Source organism: Streptomyces tibetensis, from assembly GCF_040647715.1.
Classification (GTDB): Bacteria; Actinomycetota; Actinomycetes; order Streptomycetales; family Streptomycetaceae; genus Streptomyces; species Streptomyces tibetensis_A.
Map to the genome: position 1 here is coordinate 192,476 of NZ_JBEZCR010000010.1, position 17,180 is coordinate 209,655.

Annotated in this window: 17 protein-coding genes and 1 pseudogene; 9 read left to right on the forward strand and 9 right to left on the reverse strand. The window is 68.0% G+C overall.

The window, feature by feature from the left end; all coding sequences use genetic code 11:
• Positions 1 to 20: 20 nt before the first annotated feature.
• Together AB0B29_RS26345 and AB0B29_RS26350 are read right to left on the reverse strand one after the other, a co-directional pair.
• Positions 21 to 941, reverse strand: coding sequence for an alpha/beta hydrolase (locus AB0B29_RS26345; protein ID WP_217236353.1), 921 nt, complete (start codon positions 939 to 941; stop codon positions 21 to 23).
• Positions 942 to 948: 7 nt separating this feature from the next.
• On the reverse strand, positions 949 to 1,923 hold the full coding sequence (locus tag AB0B29_RS26350) for an enoyl-CoA hydratase/isomerase family protein (RefSeq protein ID WP_217236352.1): 975 nt from the start codon (positions 1,921 to 1,923) through the stop codon (positions 949 to 951).
• Positions 1,924 to 2,134: 211 nt separating this feature from the next.
• On the opposite strand from AB0B29_RS26350, the gene AB0B29_RS26355 reads away from it, so the two are divergent.
• Positions 2,135 to 2,818, forward strand: a complete 684-nt coding sequence (locus AB0B29_RS26355) for a TetR/AcrR family transcriptional regulator (protein WP_362243945.1) — start codon at positions 2,135 to 2,137, stop codon at positions 2,816 to 2,818.
• Between the two features lie 48 nt (positions 2,819 to 2,866).
• Here the strand turns inward: AB0B29_RS26355 and AB0B29_RS26360 are convergent, their stop codons facing one another.
• On the reverse strand, positions 2,867 to 3,763 hold the full coding sequence (locus AB0B29_RS26360; protein WP_217236350.1) for an SDR family oxidoreductase: 897 nt from the start codon (positions 3,761 to 3,763) through the stop codon (positions 2,867 to 2,869).
• 107 nt (positions 3,764 to 3,870) lie between these two features.
• Between AB0B29_RS26360 and AB0B29_RS26365 the strand changes: the two genes are divergently transcribed.
• The 3 genes from AB0B29_RS26365 (at position 3,871) to AB0B29_RS26375 (ending at position 6,076) form a co-directional block, all read left to right on the forward strand.
• The gene (locus AB0B29_RS26365) at positions 3,871 to 4,368 is read left to right on the forward strand and encodes a winged helix-turn-helix transcriptional regulator (RefSeq protein WP_362243946.1); all 498 of its coding nucleotides are present in this window, start codon (positions 3,871 to 3,873) and stop codon (positions 4,366 to 4,368) included.
• Positions 4,369 to 4,481: 113 nt separating this feature from the next.
• On the forward strand, positions 4,482 to 5,015 hold the full coding sequence (locus tag AB0B29_RS26370) for an SRPBCC family protein (protein WP_109004494.1): 534 nt from the start codon (positions 4,482 to 4,484) through the stop codon (positions 5,013 to 5,015).
• Positions 5,015 to 6,076, forward strand: a complete 1,062-nt coding sequence (locus AB0B29_RS26375) for an LLM class flavin-dependent oxidoreductase (RefSeq protein ID WP_217236347.1) — start codon at positions 5,015 to 5,017, stop codon at positions 6,074 to 6,076. The genes AB0B29_RS26370 and AB0B29_RS26375 overlap by 1 nt, the downstream gene beginning before the upstream one ends.
• Before the next feature lie 50 nt (positions 6,077 to 6,126).
• Here AB0B29_RS26375 and AB0B29_RS26380 read toward each other — a convergent pair whose 3' ends face one another.
• A complete protein-coding gene (locus AB0B29_RS26380) occupies positions 6,127 to 6,756 on the reverse strand; it encodes a TetR/AcrR family transcriptional regulator (protein ID WP_362243947.1) in 630 nt (209 codons plus the stop codon).
• A 37-nt stretch (positions 6,757 to 6,793) separates the two neighbouring features.
• Here AB0B29_RS26380 and AB0B29_RS26385 point away from each other — a divergent pair, with 37 nt between their 5' ends.
• Together AB0B29_RS26385 and lpdA are read left to right on the forward strand one after the other, a co-directional pair.
• Positions 6,794 to 8,026: a saccharopine dehydrogenase NADP-binding domain-containing protein gene (locus AB0B29_RS26385; protein ID WP_362243948.1), complete on the forward strand. Its 1,233-nt coding sequence runs from the start codon at positions 6,794 to 6,796 to the stop codon at positions 8,024 to 8,026.
• Between the two features lie 129 nt (positions 8,027 to 8,155).
• Positions 8,156 to 9,568: a dihydrolipoyl dehydrogenase gene (gene lpdA / locus AB0B29_RS26390; protein ID WP_362243949.1), complete on the forward strand. Its 1,413-nt coding sequence runs from the start codon at positions 8,156 to 8,158 to the stop codon at positions 9,566 to 9,568.
• On the opposite strand, the gene AB0B29_RS26395 is transcribed toward lpdA, so the two are convergent.
• The 3 genes from AB0B29_RS26395 to AB0B29_RS26405 all read right to left on the reverse strand — a co-directional run bounded on the left by AB0B29_RS26395 (position 9,558) and on the right by AB0B29_RS26405 (position 11,726).
• A complete protein-coding gene (locus AB0B29_RS26395; protein WP_199808890.1) occupies positions 9,558 to 9,731 on the reverse strand; it encodes an AMP-binding protein in 174 nt (57 codons plus the stop codon). The two genes, lpdA and AB0B29_RS26395, sit on opposite strands and share 11 nt — an antisense overlap.
• A gap of 228 nt (positions 9,732 to 9,959) precedes the next feature.
• Positions 9,960 to 10,208 (reverse strand): AMP-binding protein, encoded by a 249-nt coding sequence (locus tag AB0B29_RS26400; protein WP_362243950.1) that lies wholly within the window; start codon positions 10,206 to 10,208, stop codon positions 9,960 to 9,962.
• 30 nt (positions 10,209 to 10,238) lie between these two features.
• Entirely contained in the window at positions 10,239 to 11,726 is a 1,488-nt protein-coding gene (locus tag AB0B29_RS26405; RefSeq protein WP_217236343.1) for an amidase, read from the reverse strand.
• A gap of 126 nt (positions 11,727 to 11,852) precedes the next feature.
• On the opposite strand from AB0B29_RS26405, the pseudogene AB0B29_RS26410 reads away from it, so the two are divergent.
• A pseudogene (locus tag AB0B29_RS26410) lies at positions 11,853 to 12,159 on the forward strand (hypothetical protein); the annotation flags it as partial.
• A gap of 14 nt (positions 12,160 to 12,173) precedes the next feature.
• Here AB0B29_RS26410 and AB0B29_RS26415 read toward each other — a convergent pair.
• A complete protein-coding gene (locus AB0B29_RS26415) occupies positions 12,174 to 13,001 on the reverse strand; it encodes an SDR family oxidoreductase (RefSeq protein ID WP_031143689.1) in 828 nt (275 codons plus the stop codon).
• 63 nt (positions 13,002 to 13,064) lie between these two features.
• Between AB0B29_RS26415 and AB0B29_RS26420 the strand changes: the two genes are divergently transcribed.
• Both AB0B29_RS26420 and AB0B29_RS26425 read left to right on the forward strand, forming a co-directional pair.
• Positions 13,065 to 14,291, forward strand: coding sequence for an acyl-CoA dehydrogenase family protein (locus AB0B29_RS26420; RefSeq protein WP_362243951.1), 1,227 nt, complete (start codon positions 13,065 to 13,067; stop codon positions 14,289 to 14,291).
• A gap of 133 nt (positions 14,292 to 14,424) precedes the next feature.
• A complete protein-coding gene (locus AB0B29_RS26425) occupies positions 14,425 to 14,919 on the forward strand; it encodes a MarR family winged helix-turn-helix transcriptional regulator (protein ID WP_362243952.1) in 495 nt (164 codons plus the stop codon).
• Positions 14,920 to 16,193: 1,274 nt separating this feature from the next.
• Here AB0B29_RS26425 and AB0B29_RS26430 read toward each other — a convergent pair.
• A complete protein-coding gene (locus tag AB0B29_RS26430; protein WP_362244097.1) occupies positions 16,194 to 17,030 on the reverse strand; it encodes an alpha/beta hydrolase in 837 nt (278 codons plus the stop codon).
• Between the last annotated feature and the right edge of the window lie 150 nt (positions 17,031 to 17,180).

Sequence of the window (17,180 nt, forward strand, 5' to 3'; positions counted from 1 at the left end):
CTCGGTGTTGTGCGATCCGGTCAAGGAGTCGATACCGGCGCGGGGTGCAACTGCCGGGTGAGGAACTCGATCTGGTCGCGAACCAGGGCCTCGAAGGTCTCGCCGGTGTAGAAGTCGAAGTGGCCGGCGTCGTACCTCTTGATCTCTCCCCGGGGTGCGGTGCGCGCGTACCGGAGGGTCTGGGCGGGAGGTGTGACGGAGTCGGTGTTGCTGACGCAGAAGAGGATCGGCATGGCGACCTTCTTCGCGGCACGCCCAGGCCGGTAGGTGGCGATGGTCGGAATGACCCGTGCCGCCACCTCGTTGCGGAATGTCGTGCCGGGCGGCTGGAGCGCCTGGTAGCCGGGCAGGGCGTCAGGGGCGTTCATGAGGGCCGGCGAACCGGGGGCGGAGGCGATGGGAACCATCGCGGGTGCCTTGCCGCGCACTCTGGCCGCCATGTCCCGAGCGAGCACGGGGGTCATTTTGAGCGAGGCGACCGGGCCGAGCGCGAGCGCGGAGGCGAGACCATCGGTGAACGGGCACTGGGACACGGCCGCGCGCAGTTCGGGATGCCGAGAGGCGACGGTGATGGCGTGGCCTCCGCCGAAGGAGCTGCCCCACACCGCGATGCGGGAGCGGTCGACGTCAGGGCGGGCCTTGACGTAGGCGATGGCGGCGTCCCAGTCGGCGAGCTGACGCTTGATCGACAGGAGCTGGCGCGGGTGGCCGCCGCTGTCGCCGAAGTGCCGGTAGGTGAAGGCCACGGCGGCGATGCCGGCCTGAGCGAAACGCTCGGCGAAGGCGTCCAGGCGCATCTCGCGGGTGGCGCCGAGGCCGTGCCCGAGGATGACGACGGGCGGGGAGGTGACGCCGGTCGGGAGGTAGAGCCATCCGGCACAGGTGCTGTCGCCGGAGGGGAAGGTGATGTCGTGGCGGGTGAAGGAGTGCGCAGTGGTCATCGTCTGCTCACCGCCGCGTCGTCTTCGTCGAGCGGTGCCCGGGCACGCTGCCCGAGGCGAGCGCCTGGGCGTAGGTGTCCGGGTTGTAGAGCGGGAGCTCGCCGGTGACGTCCGTCGTCTTCATGTAGTCGAGCATCAGTTCCTGGCCGTCCTTCGACATGACTCGGGTGAAGAACTCGGCGCGTTCGACGTGGAGTCCGTCCTCCAGGGGCATCGAGCCGCCGAGGTATATCGACCTCTTGGCGGCCGCGACCGACCCCTTCGACCGCCGGCCGAAGTGCTCTGCGAGCTCGACCGCCTGCGCGACGACCTTGTCCTGGGGTACGACCTTGTCGACCGCCCCGTTGGCGAGCGCTTCCGCGGGCGTGAACGGCTTGCCTTCGAGGATCGCGGCCAGGGACCGGTGGGTGCCGATCAGGCGGGTCAGCCGCTGGGTGCCGCCTCCGCCCGGGATGATGCCGAGGAGGATTTCGGGCTGGCCGATGAAGAAGTCCCCGTCGGCCATGACCCGCAGATCGCAGGCCCAGGCGAACTCGGCGCCGAGGCCGAGAGCCGAACCGTTGAGCGCGGCGACGAAGAGGACACCGCTGGCGTTCATCCGGAGGAAGGTCGTGTGCAGACGCTCCAGCTGGAGGGCACCCCGCATCGGGGTCCTGCGCATGAGTGCCCCGAGGACCCGGGACCGGTCCACGTGCTTCGCCATGCGTACGACGGCGGCGGCACCGCGTCGGCCGACCGTCGGGCTCGCGGCGCCCTCTTCCTGCAGCCACCGGACCGCGGCATGGCTGACGAACCGCTCGGGATGTGCCCCGGTGAAGACGACGGCACGGATGCTCGGATCGCGGTCGACCCGGGTCACCAGCTTGTCCAGCTGATGGGCGATGTCGAGGCCGAACAACTGGTGCGGGCCGCCGTCGACCCGGACGACAAGGACGGCTCCGCGGTCCTCGATCTCCAGATGACCCTTGTCTTTGTATGGCATGGATTCTGCTCCCGTGCTGGGTTCATGGGGGAGTGCAAAGCGAGTGAGGGAGGGGCTGCCGGCGCCAGGAATCTGGGACAGTGCGTGAAAGCCCGTCCGGGGAGGCGCGCCCGTGTCCGAAACGGCACGTCGCTCAAGATGTGTACTATTGCCGTGACGAGTTACATAACCAAGTTATTTCAAGAGTGTCAATGGTGGAGGCGCGAGAGGCATGGCAGGGCGGCCGAGGCTCGATGACGCACCGGAGCGGCTTGTGCGAGCCGCTGTCGGCCTGCTGGCCGAACAGGGGCCGTCGGCCATCAAGGCGCGTACGGTGGCGTCCGCGAGCGGGCTGTCGACGATGGTCGTCTACGGCCACTTCGGTGGGATCCCCGAACTGATGCGCGCCGTCGCCGACCACGGCTTCAGGGAGCTCGGCGCGGCGTTCGCCCAGGTGCCGGTGACGGATGATCCGATCGCGGATCTCTTCGCCATGGCTTTGACCTGCCGCCGAGTGGCCCACGAGAACCCTCACCTGTACGACCTGATGTTCGGCCTGTCCACTCGTGCGACGTACCGGCCGCTGTCGGACGCGGACCTTCGCTTGAGCGGACATTCGCCGGCCTTCCGGGATGCCCACGTCCATATCACCGCGGCATGTCGACGGCTCGTGGACTCGGGCAGGGCCGAGCGGCAGGAACCTGAAGTCATAGCCGCCCAGTTGTGGAGTCTGGTCCACGGGTACGTCACCCTTGAGCTGGCCGAGCACTTCGGCGAGTTCGAGGATCCCGTGGTGCAGGTGATGCGGCCGATGGGCGTGAACTTCTCTGTCGGTCTGGGCGACAAGCGGGAACGGGCCGAAGCCTCGCACGAGGCGGGCGCGCGCCTTTACGACTCGATCGTTCAAGGTCGGTGAAAGTCGGTAGGGCAGGACGCTGTCCCGCGCGGGACCACCCATGTGCGGCTAGGGCGACTTGGTCTCGGCGGCAGAGGCACCGGTGCCCGGCGTGAGCTGGTCATGCCTCCCCAGCGCCGCGACCTCCCGTTCGAGGGACGGAACGGCACGGGCCGCGAAGCGCCTCGCCCATGGCCAGGCCAGTGGCGAATTCAGCGCCGCCTTGGCCCAGTTGGCCACGAGGACGGCGCGCGGGACGTACACACGGCTGCGCCGGCGCACGAGCCCGTCGACGATCGCGGCCGCCGCCCGGTCGGCACTCGTGGTGACATTGCCCGGGTAGGGAAGCCGGTTGCGCAGGCCCTGGAACGAGGGAAGGTCCGCCTCGGCGCCCCGGACGAGATCCGTGTCGATCCAGGAGGGGTGCACCAGGCCGACCGTGATGCCGAGATGCGCCACCTCCTGGCGATAGGTCAGGGCGAGCAGCTCGGCCGCGGCCTTGCTGGCGCCGTAGGAGGCCATCGCCGCCAGCGGCATGAAGGACAGCGCGGAGGCCACAACCAGCACGTGTCCCCGGCTGCGCTCCAGATGGGGCGTCACGTACTTGAGGGTCCGGAAGACACCGTTCAGATTGATGTCCAGGACCCGCTCGAACGACGCCTCGTCCGTCTGTCGCACGGTCCCGTACGCCACGACGCCGGCATTGGCGACGACGAGATCGATGCCGCCCATGACCCCCGCAGCCTCGTCGATCGCTGACCGCAGGACGGTGCCGTCGCGCACATCGGCCTCACGCCAGGAAGCGGCGGGGCCCAGCTCGCGGGCGAGGTCACGGAGCCGATCGGGTTCCAGTCCGATCAAGGTGACCTGAGCGCCTCGGGCGATGGCCAGGCGGGCCACCTTCTCGCCGATGCCGCGCGCCGCTCCGGTGACAACCAGCTTTCTGCCCAGCAAGTCACGTTTCATGACGGCAACATAACTTCGTTATTTAATGAGCGCAAGATGTCGCGTGTATGAACTGTCGTCGCTCCACCTGCTGGGTCTCACGACTGGACGAACCTATGCTGACGGTCATGAGGCGGACATCCTTTGCGCACTGGCCCTGTTCGATCGCGCGCACCATGGACTTGCTCGGGGACTGGTGGACGCCGTTGGTGCTGCGTGAGGCGTTCTACGGGATCCGACGGTTCGACGCGTTCCAGGTGTCACTGGGGATCGCGCGCAACACGTTGACGGACCGGTTGCGCCGGTTGGTGGATGAGGGGCTGCTGGAGAAACGGCCGTACCAGACGGAGCCAGTTCGGTACGACTACGTGCTCACGGAGAAGGGGCGCGACTTCTACGGTGTGCTGCTGGTGATGAACCGGTGGGGGGACCGCTGGCTGTCCGGTGAAGAGGGCCCGCCGGTAGTCATGCATCACGACGTCTGCGGACAGGAAGCCCATGCCGAGGTGGTGTGTTCTTCCTGCGGGGAGCAGATGACCGCGGAGAACACCAGTCCTCGGATGGGCCCCGGCTATCCGTCACATCTGGCCGAACGGCCGGATGTCCGAGAGCGTTTCGCCGGCTGACTTCGCGGCTCTGCCGGGGCGGCGTTTCCCTTGACATGTGAGTCTATCTACGCAACTTTACTGGTCACGTCTGGTCATGGAAGTTCTCGGATCGGCATGGAGGCTGCAGGAACATGGATTGGACAGGCGCGCGCTATGCGGACAAGCCGACGGTGGAGGTTCGCACCTGGATCGCTGCTCCGCCCGAACAGGTGTGGCCGCTCGTGTCCGACATCGAGCTGATGCCGCGTATGAGCTCCGAGCTGCAGCATGTCGAATGGCTGGATGGCAGGACCGCCCCTGCTCTGGGAGCCCGGTTCATCGGCAGGAGCAAGCACGAGGCACTCGGGGAGTGGACCACCACCTCCCACATCGTCGAGTACGAGCCGCCGAGGCTGCTTGCCTGGAGCGTCGAGAACCCGCAGGACCCAACCGCGATCTGGCGGTTCACGTTGGAGCCGCAGGGCGGTGGCACTCTGCTGAGCGAATGGATGCAGATGGGGCCGGCCCCTTCGGGCCTCTCCTTCGCCATCGATCGCATGCCGGAGAAGGAGCAGAAGATCGTCTTCGTGCGCATGCGGGAGTTCGAGGCCAACATGACCATCACCCTCGAAGAGATCAAGAAGCTGGCCGAGAGGGCCCGGCCCGCGGGCGAGGCGAGGCTCTGATGCGTACCTCCACCACGATCGAAGCTTCCGGGGGCGACTGGCGGGAGATCGTCGCCTATGTCACCGAGGCGGAGAAGCTCGGTCTCGACATCTGCTGGGTGGCGGAGGCGTGGGGCTCCGAGGCTCCCTCGCCGTTGGGCTACCTCGCGGCGAAGACCGAGCGCATGCTCCTCGGATCCGGAATCATCCAACTCGGCACCCGCACGCCGATGGCCATCGCCCGCGCCGCGATCACACTGTCGCAGATCTCCCAGGGGCGCTTCCTTCTCGGACTGGGCCCCTCCGGGCCGCAGGTGATCGAGGGGCTGCACGGCGTGCCCTTCGCCCGGCCGCTGGTGCGGATGCGGGAGACCGTCGAGATCGTGCGGGAGGCCGCCGCGGGCGGCAAAGTCTCCTACTCGGGACAGGAGTTCCGGATTCCACTGCCGGGCGCGGAGGCGAAACCCATGCGTCTGTCGATGCGTGCCGAGCATGACATTCCGGTCTACCTCGCCACCCTCTCGCCGAAGATGCTGCACCTGACCGGTGAGATCGCCGATGGGTGGCTGGGCACCAGTTTCGTGCCCGAGGGCGCCAAGGAGGCGTACTTCGACCACCTGGACCAGGGCCTGGCCACCGCCGGTCGCGCCCGTGCCGACCTCGACATCTGCCAAGGTGCCGAGGTCGCCTTCGCGGACGACGAGGACGCGCTGAGCGCGATGGTGGCCGGACGCAAGAAGGAACTGGCCTTCAGCCTCGGCGGCATGGGGTCCGCGACCACGAACTTCTACAACAATGCCTACAGCCGCCAGGGTTGGGCCGAGGTGGCGGCCGAAGTCCGGACACGTTGGCAGGCCGGGGACCGGGACGGCGCGGCCGGCTTGGTCACCGACGAAATGGTGCTGGCGACCACTCTGATCGGAACCGAGGCCATGGTGCGTCAGCGGCTGCGTGTGTGGCGCGACGCCGGTGTGGACACCGTACGTTTTTATCCGGCCGGAGAGACCCTCGACGCTCGGCTCACCACTCTCGGTCGGGCCATCGACCTGGTCCGTGACATTGAGGACGAGGCGGCACGGTAGCGGCACGGCCGGGTGCAGTCGAGGAGTGCTGTTGCAGGCGTTGCTCGACGTCAACCGTGCGCGCTGACGCCGTCCGCCGCCAGGCCCGACATCAGCAGGGTGATCGTGTGGAACGTCCTGGCCAGGGCGTCCTCCCGGTCCGCCGCGGCGGCGATGATCTGGTTGCCCTCGCACAGGACGGCCAACAGCAGCCGGGCGACGGTGGCGACCGGAACGTCCGGTTCCACGTCACCGCGTTCGGCCAGGACGGTCAATAGCCGTTCGATCGGCGGCTGGGCCACCGTGTCGTTGATGTGACTGTACTGCTCCACCAGCACCGAGGGCGCCTGGGCCATCAGCTCTCGATGCAGGGGATCGTCGATGGTCCGCCGCAAGAAGGCGTGCGTGAGGTTCGACACGGCGGCCAACGCAGGCTCGCCCGGCGTCGCACGGATCGCCTCGGACGCCGCGTCGGCGAGCGCTCCGACCCGCTGGAGCAGCTCCGTGTAGAGCTCGGCGAACATCGCCTTCTTGTCCGGGAAGTGGTGGTAAAAGGTGCCCTTGCTCACTTGCGCCGCCGTGGTGATGGCCTCGACCGACGTGTCCGCGAACCCGTTGTCGACGAAGAGTTTGCGCGCGGCCGCCACCAGGTCCGCCCGGGTCTGCTCCGCATACAGCTGTCGTCGGTTTGGCCCTCTCATGTTGACCATCGTATATTCAATGACCTGAAGTCAGTGAATGACTCGTGGTCGGTCAGTGGTCGTCGTGAATGCCCTCCGGAAGGCAGACGTAGCCGTGGAAAAGCGCAGAATTTTGTTGCTGGGTGCGACGGGGTACACGGGGCGGCGAGTTCTCAGGGAACTGCTCGCACGAGGTGAGAAGCCGACCTTGGTCGGGCGAAGCCGAACGAAGATGCTGACCCTGGCCGACCGCTTCGAGGCGGAACTGCCGGTGGCGGAAGTGGACGTCACCTCTTCCGCCCACCTCACGCGCCTTCTGGGCCCCAGCGATGTGGTCGTCTCCACGGTCGGGCCGTTCATGCAACTGGGCATGGCCACGGTCACGGCTGCCGCGCGGGCGGGAGCGCGCTACTTCGACTCCACGGGGGAGGGCCCCTTCGCCCGCCGGGTCCTCCTCGAGCTGGACTCCGTCGCGGCCGCCCGGGGAGCGACTCTCGTACCCGCGTTCGGCTACGACTACGTGCCCGGCAATCTCGCCGGCGCCCTGGCCCTGGAACAGGCGGGCGAGCGCGCATGCCATGTCGAGATCGGTTACTTCATCACCCGTTCGGGGCGCGGGAGTGAGCTGCGTTACCGGAGCACCCTGCGCGACTCCTGGGACCTGACCACGGGTGGCACGCGCCAGACGCTGGTCGCCGCGGTGGCCGAGGACGGGTTCGCCTACCGCTCTCCACGCCCTGGAGCCTCTTCCCGACTGGTCGACGAGCGGGCCGCCAAGCGTGTCCTCACCTTCCGCTACGCCGGTGTGCGACGCCCGGCCATGACCGTCCCGGGCACGGAGCATCTCGGCCTGCCTGAGGTCTTCCCTCAGTTGGAGAGCGTCGAGGTGGGGATGGGCTGGCTCGGGCGGTGGACGCGTCCGGTGCAGATCGCCGCCATGCTCCAGGCGCCCTTGCTGAGGTCGGCGAAGGTGCGGGCTGCTCTGACGCGGTGGTCCGGGCGGCTCCCGGGAGCACATCGTGAGCCGGACACCGACGGCCGTTCCCTGGTGATCGCGGTTGCCCGCGACGGCCAGGGTCGTCCCCTGGCCGCGACGGCCCTCACCGGACCCGATCCCTACGAGATGACGGGCTCCCTCCTGGCGTGGGGCGCAGTCCGTGCGGCGGCGCCGGATGCCGTCCTCAAGCCCGGTGTGCACGGTCCGGTCGCGGCCTTCGGGCTCGACACCCTCAGGCTCGGTGCCGCCGAGGCGGGAGTACACGAAGTCGACGGGGCGTTGGCCCGTCGGTGATCGCTGCGTGGGTATGGATCACGGCACCGGGGCGTTGAACCAGCGACTGAGTTGATGAACAGGTTGTGCGATCGGGAGCGAGTCGGCCACTGACGTGGAGTCGACCGTCCCAGTGGAAAGGAAAGGTCCATGGACGAGCAGAGTGAGCACTTCGACGTCGTCGTACTCGGCGCGGGCCCCGGCGGATACGTAGCCGCCATCCGGGCCGCCCAACTGGGCAAGCGCGTAGCGGTCGTCGAGGAGAAGTACTGGGGCGGCGTCTGCCTGAACGTGGGCTGCATCCCCACCAAGGCCCTGCTGCGCAACGCCGAACTCGCACACATCTTCACGCGCGAGGCGAAGACCTTCGGCATCAAGGTCGACGGACAGGTCTCCTTCGACTACGGGGAGGCCTTCCGCCGCAGCCGGAAGGTCGCGGACGGCCGGGTCAAGGGCGTCCACTACCTGATGAAGAAGAACACGATCACCGAAATCAGCGGACGCGGCACGTTCCTCGACCCGCACACACTCCAGGTGGCCGACTACGACGGCAACACCCGCACCATCGGCTTCGAGAACTGCATCATCGCTGCCGGGGCGACCCCCAAGCTGCTGCCCGGCACCAAGCGCAGCGCGCGCGTGGTGACGTACGAGGAGCAGATCCTGGCCGAGGACCTGCCGCAGTCGATCGTGATCGCCGGCGCCGGGGCCATCGGCGTCGAGTTCGCCTATGTGCTGCACAACTACGGCGTCAAGGTCACCGTCGTCGAGTTCCTGGACCGGATCGCCCCGCTGGAGGACGCCGAGGTCTCCGACGAACTGGCCAAGCAGTACCGGAAGTTGGGCATCGACGTGCTCACCTCGACCCGCGTCGAGTCGATCGACGAGTCCGGCCCGCAGGTGCGGGTCACCGTCACCGGCAAGGACGGCACCCAGCAGGTGCTGGAGGCCGACAAGGTCCTGCAGGCGATCGGCTTCGCCCCGAACGTCACCGGCTACGGCCTGGAGAACACCGGCGTGCGCGTCACCGAGCGCGGCGCGATCGACGTGGACGGCCGCTGCCGCACCTCCGTCCCGCACATCTACGCCATCGGTGACGTCACCGCGAAGCTGATGCTGGCGCACGCCGCTGAGGCGATGGGTGTGGTCGCCGCCGAGACGATCGCGGACGCGGAGACCATGGAGCTGGACTATGTGATGATCCCGCGGTCCACGTTCTGCCAGCCGCAGATCGCCAGCTTCGGCTACACCGAGGCACAGGCGAGGGAGAAGGGATACGACGTCCAGGTCGCCAAGTTCCCGTTCACCGCGAACGGCAAGGCCCACGGCCTGGGCGACGCGAGCGGCTTCGTGAAGCTGATCAGCGACGCCAAGTACGGCGAACTCCTCGGCGGACACCTCATCGGCCCCGACGTCACCGAACTCCTTCCCGAGCTGACCCTGGCCCAGCAGTGGGACCTCACCCTCCATGAGGTCGCCCGCAACGTCCACGCCCACCCCACCCTGGGCGAGGCGGTCAAAGAAGCCGTCCACGGCCTCGCGGGCCACATGATCAACATGTAGCAGGGCGCTGCCCCCTCGAAACGAACAGGTCGATGCCGGCGAGCGCGTTGTCATACACGTTGCGGTGACGCAGCTCCGCGCCCTTGGGGTGGCCGGTGGTGCCGGACGTGTAGGGGACCACCGCTGTGTCGTCTTCGTCGCGTTCGACCGTCCGGAACGTCACGGGCTGCTCGGCTACGTCCGAGGTGTAGGACTCCGGCGTCTCGTCCCCGGACTACGGCGCGCCGCCGCTCTCGATCAGGAAGAACTCGGTGCAGTCCGCGCTCTCGCGGAATCCCTTCCAGGCGGCCTTCCCGATCGGCAGCTCCGGGGTGCCCTCGAAGGCGAAGTACGCCCTTCGCGTCGGAGTCGGTGAGGTGGTAGGCGACCTCGCGGCCCTGCAACAGCACGTTCAGCGGCACGATCGCGGCGCCGGCCTTGAGGATGCCGAAGTAGATGCTGGAGAATCGGGGCAGGACAGCGCGACCTTGTCCCCGGGCTGGATCCCGCGCGAGACGAGCAGGTTCGCCCCCCGGTTGGCCGCGGCGTCGAGGGCCTCGTACGTGATGCGGTCGTCGCCGAAGACGATCGCGGTGCGTTCCGGGGAGCGGGACGCGGAATCCGTCCGCAGTCGTGACGCGTTGCGGCTCAAGCTGTGCATCGTCGTTCTTCGGGGTTTTCGGGCGGGTGGTCAGGGTCCAGTGGTGGGGGTCTGGACGAAGGCCGGAGGCGGCACGAAGCCGTCAACTTCCCGGCCCAGCAGGGCGGCGAACTCGATGGTGGTGAGATCGCCTCCGGTCGGGCCCATGGCCTGCAGACCGATGGGCAGTCCGCTCCTGCCTCGGCGCACCGGGATGGTCGTCGCCGGCCCCCCGGAGACGTTGGCGACGGCGCTCCACTTGACCTGGTCCCAGTAAGGGCGTCGCACACCTTCGACTTCGAATGGCCGCCCGAACCAGTCGATCAGCTTGTTGTGGTGGGCGGGGGCGGCCGTCGGGGTGACCGGCATGAGCACGATGTCGAAGCCCTGGAAGAACTCGAACCAACGCTGCCGGATCTCATTGCGCACCATGTGGGCCTGCAGCCAGTGATAGTGGGACTGGAAGGTTCCGAGCAGGGCGGGACCGGCGTCACCCCGCGGGTGCTGGACGAACCGGGCCAGCACTGCGGCGCTGGAGGCAGGAGCGAGGCCGGTGCGGTCGCCCGCGCCGAAGAGCAGGGGCTGGAAGGCCTTCTCGTGATTCGTCGCGATGTCGACAGGGAGGCCGGCGGGCTGCACCGTGATCTTCGCGCCGGCCGTCCGCAGCACAGCGACCGCGTCGTCAACGGCAGCCGCGACGTCGCTGTCGACCGGACACGAGGGATCCTCGCTCCAGACGGCGACCCGGAAGTCGGCGAGCTTGGTCGCGCGCGGCGGTGCGAGTGTGTAGCTGAAACCGCCGTCGTAGTCGGCGGGCCCGACCGTTGCCCGCAGGATCGGGACGAGGTCACGGGCGTCGCGGACCTGCGCGCCGCCGCAGCCCATGTCGGCCTCGGTCCATCGTCCCGGGCCCGGGCCGTAGGGCACATGCCCGATGAGGGGTATGGACCGCCAGGTCGACTTGTGCCCGTACAGGCCGTTGAAGTGGGACGGGATCCTGGTCGATCCGCCGATCTCCGAGCCGAAGTCGAACGCCGTGAGGCCCGCGGCGGTGGCGACGGCGCCGCCCCCGGCGGATCCGCCCGAGGTACGGGTCGTGTCCCACGGGTTCGATGAAGGACCGAACACCGGGTTGTCGGCCTGGACGTCCTGGTTGCCCGGAGGCATGTTGCTCTTCCCCATGATCACGGCACCGGCCGAACGCAGCCGCTTGACCGCCTCGGCGTCGTGGTCGGGCACGTAGTCCTTGAGGTCTGTTCGCCCGCAGACGGTGCGCATCCCGGCTGTCTCGAAGCTGTCCTTGACCGTGATCGGCACACCGTGCAGAGGACCGAGGTCTCGCCCGGCCGCCCGCGCGGCGTCCGCTTCCCCGGCCTCGCGACGGGCCCGCTCGGGGTCAAGGGTCACTACCGCGTTCAACGCGGTGTTATGGGTGGCGATCCGCTCAAGATAGAGCTCGACGAGTTCCCGGCTCGAGATCTCACCCGCGGCCAGCGCGCGTGACTGCTCCACTGCGGGCTGGAAGGGGACGTCACTCACGGCGTGCCTCATCTCTGACTCTGACGCATCATCAAATGTGAGTCATAATATTACATTCGACAGACCATAGGCTCGGGATGACGTGCAAGGCAATGGCCCTGCGCATTGAACGGAGGATCCTGTGGCGTCAGGGAGGAGCTACGCGCGCAGGCGGCGCGGTACGGCACTCTGCGGCCCGGTTGCCCGGTTGCCCGATTGCCCGGTTGCCCGGTTGCCCGGGACTCGAGGATCTCGTTCGCGGCTATCTGTCGCCCGAGCACCGGGACCAGCGCGGCGTCGGATGTCCCTCCGCCGCCCTGCTCGACTAGATCGGCCGCTGCGCGGACGCGCAAGCAGGCCTGGGGCGCGGCAGCTGTCCCGCGCCGCCTTCGACTCGAAGCTCGCCGATGAGGTCCTCAAGAAGGGCATCGAGAACGCCCTCGCGTTCATCTAGTGAGCTGTGTGGGATCAGGCCGGATCGACGAATATGTCGAGCGCGAGATCACCTTCGAAGTCGGCAGGGCTGTAGACGGACAGGTCGGTGACGCCCTCGTCCAACAGGACCTCGTCGTCGATGAACAGGTTGGCGGTGCACTTCCGCGCGTCACGCGTGAGGATGGCGTACGCGGCGTCAGCCATGATCCGCGGACTACGGGCTTGTCCGGCGCCGCCGACCACGTTGCGCACGGCGGCTGTGTCGATCAGGGTCCTCGGCCACAACGAGTTGGCGGCGATACCGTCGGCGGCGAGCTCCTCGGCGAGCCCGATGGTGCACAGACTCATGCCGTACTTCGACAGCGTGTAACCGAGGTGCTTCCCCACCCAGTGCGGCGCGAGGTTCAACGGCGGGGAGAGCGTGAGGATGTGCGGGTTGCCCGCCTTGCGCAGGTGCGGGATAGCGGCCTTGCTCAGCAGGAACGTGCCACGCGTGTTGATGTCCTGCATCAGGTCGTACCGCTTCATCTCCAGCTGCTCCGACGACGACAGGTCGATCGCGCTGGCGTTGTTCACCACGATGTCGATGCCACCGAAGGCGCTGACCGCCGCGTCGACAGCGGTGCGCACATCGTCCTCGTCGCGGACGTCACCGACGACGGCCAGCCCCTTGCCGCCCGCGCGCTCAATCTCGTCAACGGCGGTGTGGACCGTGCCTTCGAGCTTCGGATGCGGCACGGCGGTCTTGGCGAGCATCACCACGTTCGCACCGTCGCGGGCCGCGCGCAGAGCGATGGCGAGTCCGATGCCGCGGCTGCCTCCCGACATCAGGATGGTCTTGTCGGCCAGCGTCTGTGTCATGGTCGAACCTCCAAAATAGATTGCCGAGCTAATCGTATGCGATGCTAATGGTATCTTCCGCGTATGACTTCCACTCCCACACGCCAGATCGACCGGCTCTACCACGAGCTCCTGGCCCCCAAAGAGACACAGTCCGTTCGCGCTGCCGTGCGCCGGATCGCAGAGCGCGAAGTGGCTCCGCACGCCGTGGCGATCGCGGGCGGCGACGAGCGCACGGACGGCTTCCCCCGGCAGGTGTTTGACGGGCTTGCGTCGGCGGGGGTCTTCCGGATCCCCTTCCCCAGCGAGGTCGGCGGCGACGGTCTGACCCACCCGGCGAGCGCCACCGCCGCGGCCATCGAGGAACTGGCCTACTACTCCAGCAGCGTCGCGGCCGTCTTCGATGTGCACTGCATCCTGGCGGGCAACGCCCTGCGCCAAGGCACCGAGGAGCAGCAGCAGCGATGGCTGCGAAAGGTCGCGGAGGGCTCAGTGGTCGGCGCGTTCGCCACCACCGAGCCGGATGCCTCAAGTGACCTGTCCCCGCAGGCGGTTCAGACCGAGGCGATACGCACCGAGGCCGGCTGGGTGCTGAACGGCCACAAGCGGTGGATCTCCAACTCGCCCGTCGCCGGGTTCGTGGTGGTTCTCGCCCGCACCGGCATCCGGCTGAGCATGTTCATCGTCGACACGGCGCTTCCCGGAGTGGAGGTCGGCCTTCCCGACCGCAAGATGGGCAACCGCGGCCAGCTCACCGCGGACGTCCGCTTCACGGATGTGCACCTGACCGACGACGATCTCCTCGGTGGCGCCGAGGGACACGGACTGCGCCATGCACTGTCCACTCTGACCTACGGCCGGATCGGCATCGCGGCTGCCGGGGTCGGCATGGCGCAGGCCGCCTTCGACCACACCGTGGCCCACCTGTCGACGCGACACGCCTTCGGCAAGCCGGTGGCCGCCAACCAGCACTGGCAGTTCCTGCTCGCCGAACGGGCCACCGAGATCGAGAACGCCCGCACCCTCTACACCAAGGCCGCCCTGCGCCTGGACGCGGGCAACCCGTCCCCGGAGCCCGAGGCCGCGATGGCGAAGTACTACGCCACCAAGCTGTCGGTGGACATGGCGCGCGACGCCGTCCAGGCCTTCGGAGGCCTCGGCTTCGCGCGCGAACTGGGTGCCGACGGCAGCCCCGGCCCCGTCGAGGCGATCTACCGGGACAGCAAGATCGGCGAGATCTATGAGGGCACCAACGAGATCCAGAAGTGGGTCATAGCCCGGCAGATCTTCGGTCGGGCCATCGTCGGCTGAGCACCCAGGACGCACCGGCCGTAAGCCGGCGGAAGGTGGGGAATCCCGCCCGCCTGTAGCGGTCCTGGTGCCTCGGGCCTTCTCGTACGATGGACAGGACCATACGTACGACTAACCATGGGCGGGATAAACGATGTCCGAGGCTCCGCTGGTTCCGGGGACAGTGGCCGAACACACCATCTGCCTGCTGGTCAAACTCGGGCAGGTGGCGTTCAGGATCGCCGAGGACGGCATTGGCGGGACCGGCCTGCGGGTGCGGCATTACAGCGTCCTGCAGGCTTTGGCGGACAACGGTGCGATGCCGCAACTGGCACTTGGCTCGTTCCTGCGCATCGACCCCGCGACGATGGTGACGAGTCTCGACGACCTGGAGCGCGCCGGATACGCGGAGCGGACACGAGATCCGCAGGATCGTCGCCGCTACGCCGTGGACATCACCACCGAAGGGCGCAAGGTCCTGGCCCGCCTCAACCGCACACTCGTAGATCTCGACGGCGAAATCCTCGCAGACCTGGGCACCACGGAACGACAGTCGCTTCACGTCCTGCTGGACAGTCTCGCGGGAAGTCCCGCTCTGACCTCCCTGTTCGACACCGTCCGGGAGCAGAACGCTGTGAAACGGGCTTAACGGCTCTAGGGGATCGCCCTGGGGTATAGCGCTATGCCCCGGTTCTAGCGAAGTCGGCTTGCCGGGCCGTATGCCCTCCGGCGGTTCTCGGCGGCCTCATTGTGGTGGGCAGGGGACGCCCTGTTCGTAGGCCATGCGTCAATTGGGTCGAGCATGGGGCAACACCCGAGTCGCTGACCGTGATCGAGGTGCTCGTTCCCGGCAGGTTTCGTCACCGCGTTCGCCGAGCGGTTTGTGTGGTGGTGCTCGGAGGGTTGGGCGACCGGGCTCCACGAAAAGTGCGCCGGTAGGCAGACTGAGTCTGGAGGGGTACGCGCTCGTCCCCGTCGGGGGGGCGTCGTCTACAGCGGCGTGCACCTCTCGCTCGGGTAATCCGAGGGTGGTGGCCGCGACGCGTGGCGAAGGTCTTTCCGCCAAGTGAAGGCGCTCGGAGTGGAGTTCGTGGTGGCCAGCCGCCAAGTCCCGGCTCGCCCGGACGACGTGGCCCGCATCGGCCGCACGAGGCGCTACCTCGACGCCGTGGACCGGCAACTGGAGAGCTCCACCGCAACGATGGAGTTCTTCGAGGGGATGACGAGTCTCCACTCCGAGTGCATCAACCCGGGCGTGCTGTGGTCGGGAGCGAGCCCTCACGCTTTTGTCCGGCGACTGGGTTCAGCAGCGCTGATACCCCAGTCCCTCACCTGCTCGGCCAACCGTTCCTGCCCAGGAGGTCGAAGACACGCGTTGTCCCTCTGCTTCGCCAACGATCGACACGATGGGGCTGTGACGACTGGGTGCGATTTGCCACGGACCGCCAGACGGCACCGTTGCGCACCATGCACACGATGCGGGACGGAAAATGGCGTCGACGGCAGGGGCCGCCGGCGGCCGGATCCGCGGCTCAGGCCACAGGCACGGCGGGCTGGATGACGAGGGAGGCGTCACCGCGCACTCTCTACACGCACTTCCCCAGTATGGACGAGCTGGTCGGGGCATACCTGCGGTCCCTGGGCGACGGCCCCCTCCCCGTCCCCCCGGCGTCCGCCCCACCGACCTTGAGCCCGCGTGAGCAATTGCTCGCCGTCTTCGACTGGAAGCCGCCGGAAACCTCCGCTCCGTTCCGGGGGTGCCCGTTACTGAACGTCAGCGTTGAAGTACCCGACCCTGGGCATTCCGCCCACCGACTGGCCGCGGCGTACAAGGGCGAGTTCGCCCGCCGCCTCTCGGACATCGCACGGCAGGCCGGGGCCGCGGATCCGGAAGCCCTCGGTGAGCAACTGGCACTGCTCCGGTCAGGCGGTGAGTGCCGTGCGCAGGGTGGTGGCCATCAGGTCGATGGCTTCCTTCCCGGCCGGTACCGGGCCGGTGTGGGTGAAGTAGTGGTCGACACCCTCGAAGCAACGGTGGGTGACCGGGACGCCGGCAGCTTCCAGGGCCTTGGCGTACGCATCGCCCTCGTCACGCAGGCGGTCGTTCTCCGCGGTGATGACCAGGGCGGGCGGCAACCCGGCGAGGTCGTCGGCCAGTCCGGGCGACACCAGCGGACGGGCGAGGTCGCCGGGCTCAGGCACGTAGGCGGCGGTGAAGACCCGCATGAGCTGAGGGGTAAGCAGGGGCTTGGCGATGGGTGACTGCTTGGTGGCCGGGTCGGCGAGCTGGTCGAGTGGTGCGGAGTCGATGATCTGGAGGCGGGGCGTGAAGGTGCCGCGGTCCCTGGCGGTGCGGCAGACCGCGGCGGTCAGGTTGGCCCCGGCGCTGTGTCCGCCCACGGCGAGTCGCGACCCGTCCCAGTTGTTGGCGGTGCCGTTCTCGGCCACCCATGCGGTGACGTCGTACGCCTGGGTGACGGGTACGGGGTACGGCCGCTGCGGAGCGACGGCGTAGTCCACGTTGATCACCACGCAGCCGGCCGTGGCGGCTATGTAGCGGCAGATGTGGTCGTCCTGCTGGGGGCGGGCGATCACGAACCCGCCGCCGTGGAAGTTGACGTACACGGGGGCAGGGGCCGCGGCGGCGGCCGACGGGCGGTAGACGGTGCACGTCACCGGTCCGGCGCCGGTCTCCACCCGGATGGATTCCGTGCGCTTCGGGATGTCGGTGAAGCGCAGATCCTTGTGCACGCGGCTCATCATTCGGCCGAGCAGCAGCTGAACCCCTCTGGCCTGGATTCTGGGCTTGAATGACATGACCGGACCCCATCGCTACAAACATCAAGTATCAGGATTCCTGATAATGGAGGTTCGCCACTGATCACGCAAGGGACAACCACGAGCCCCCCA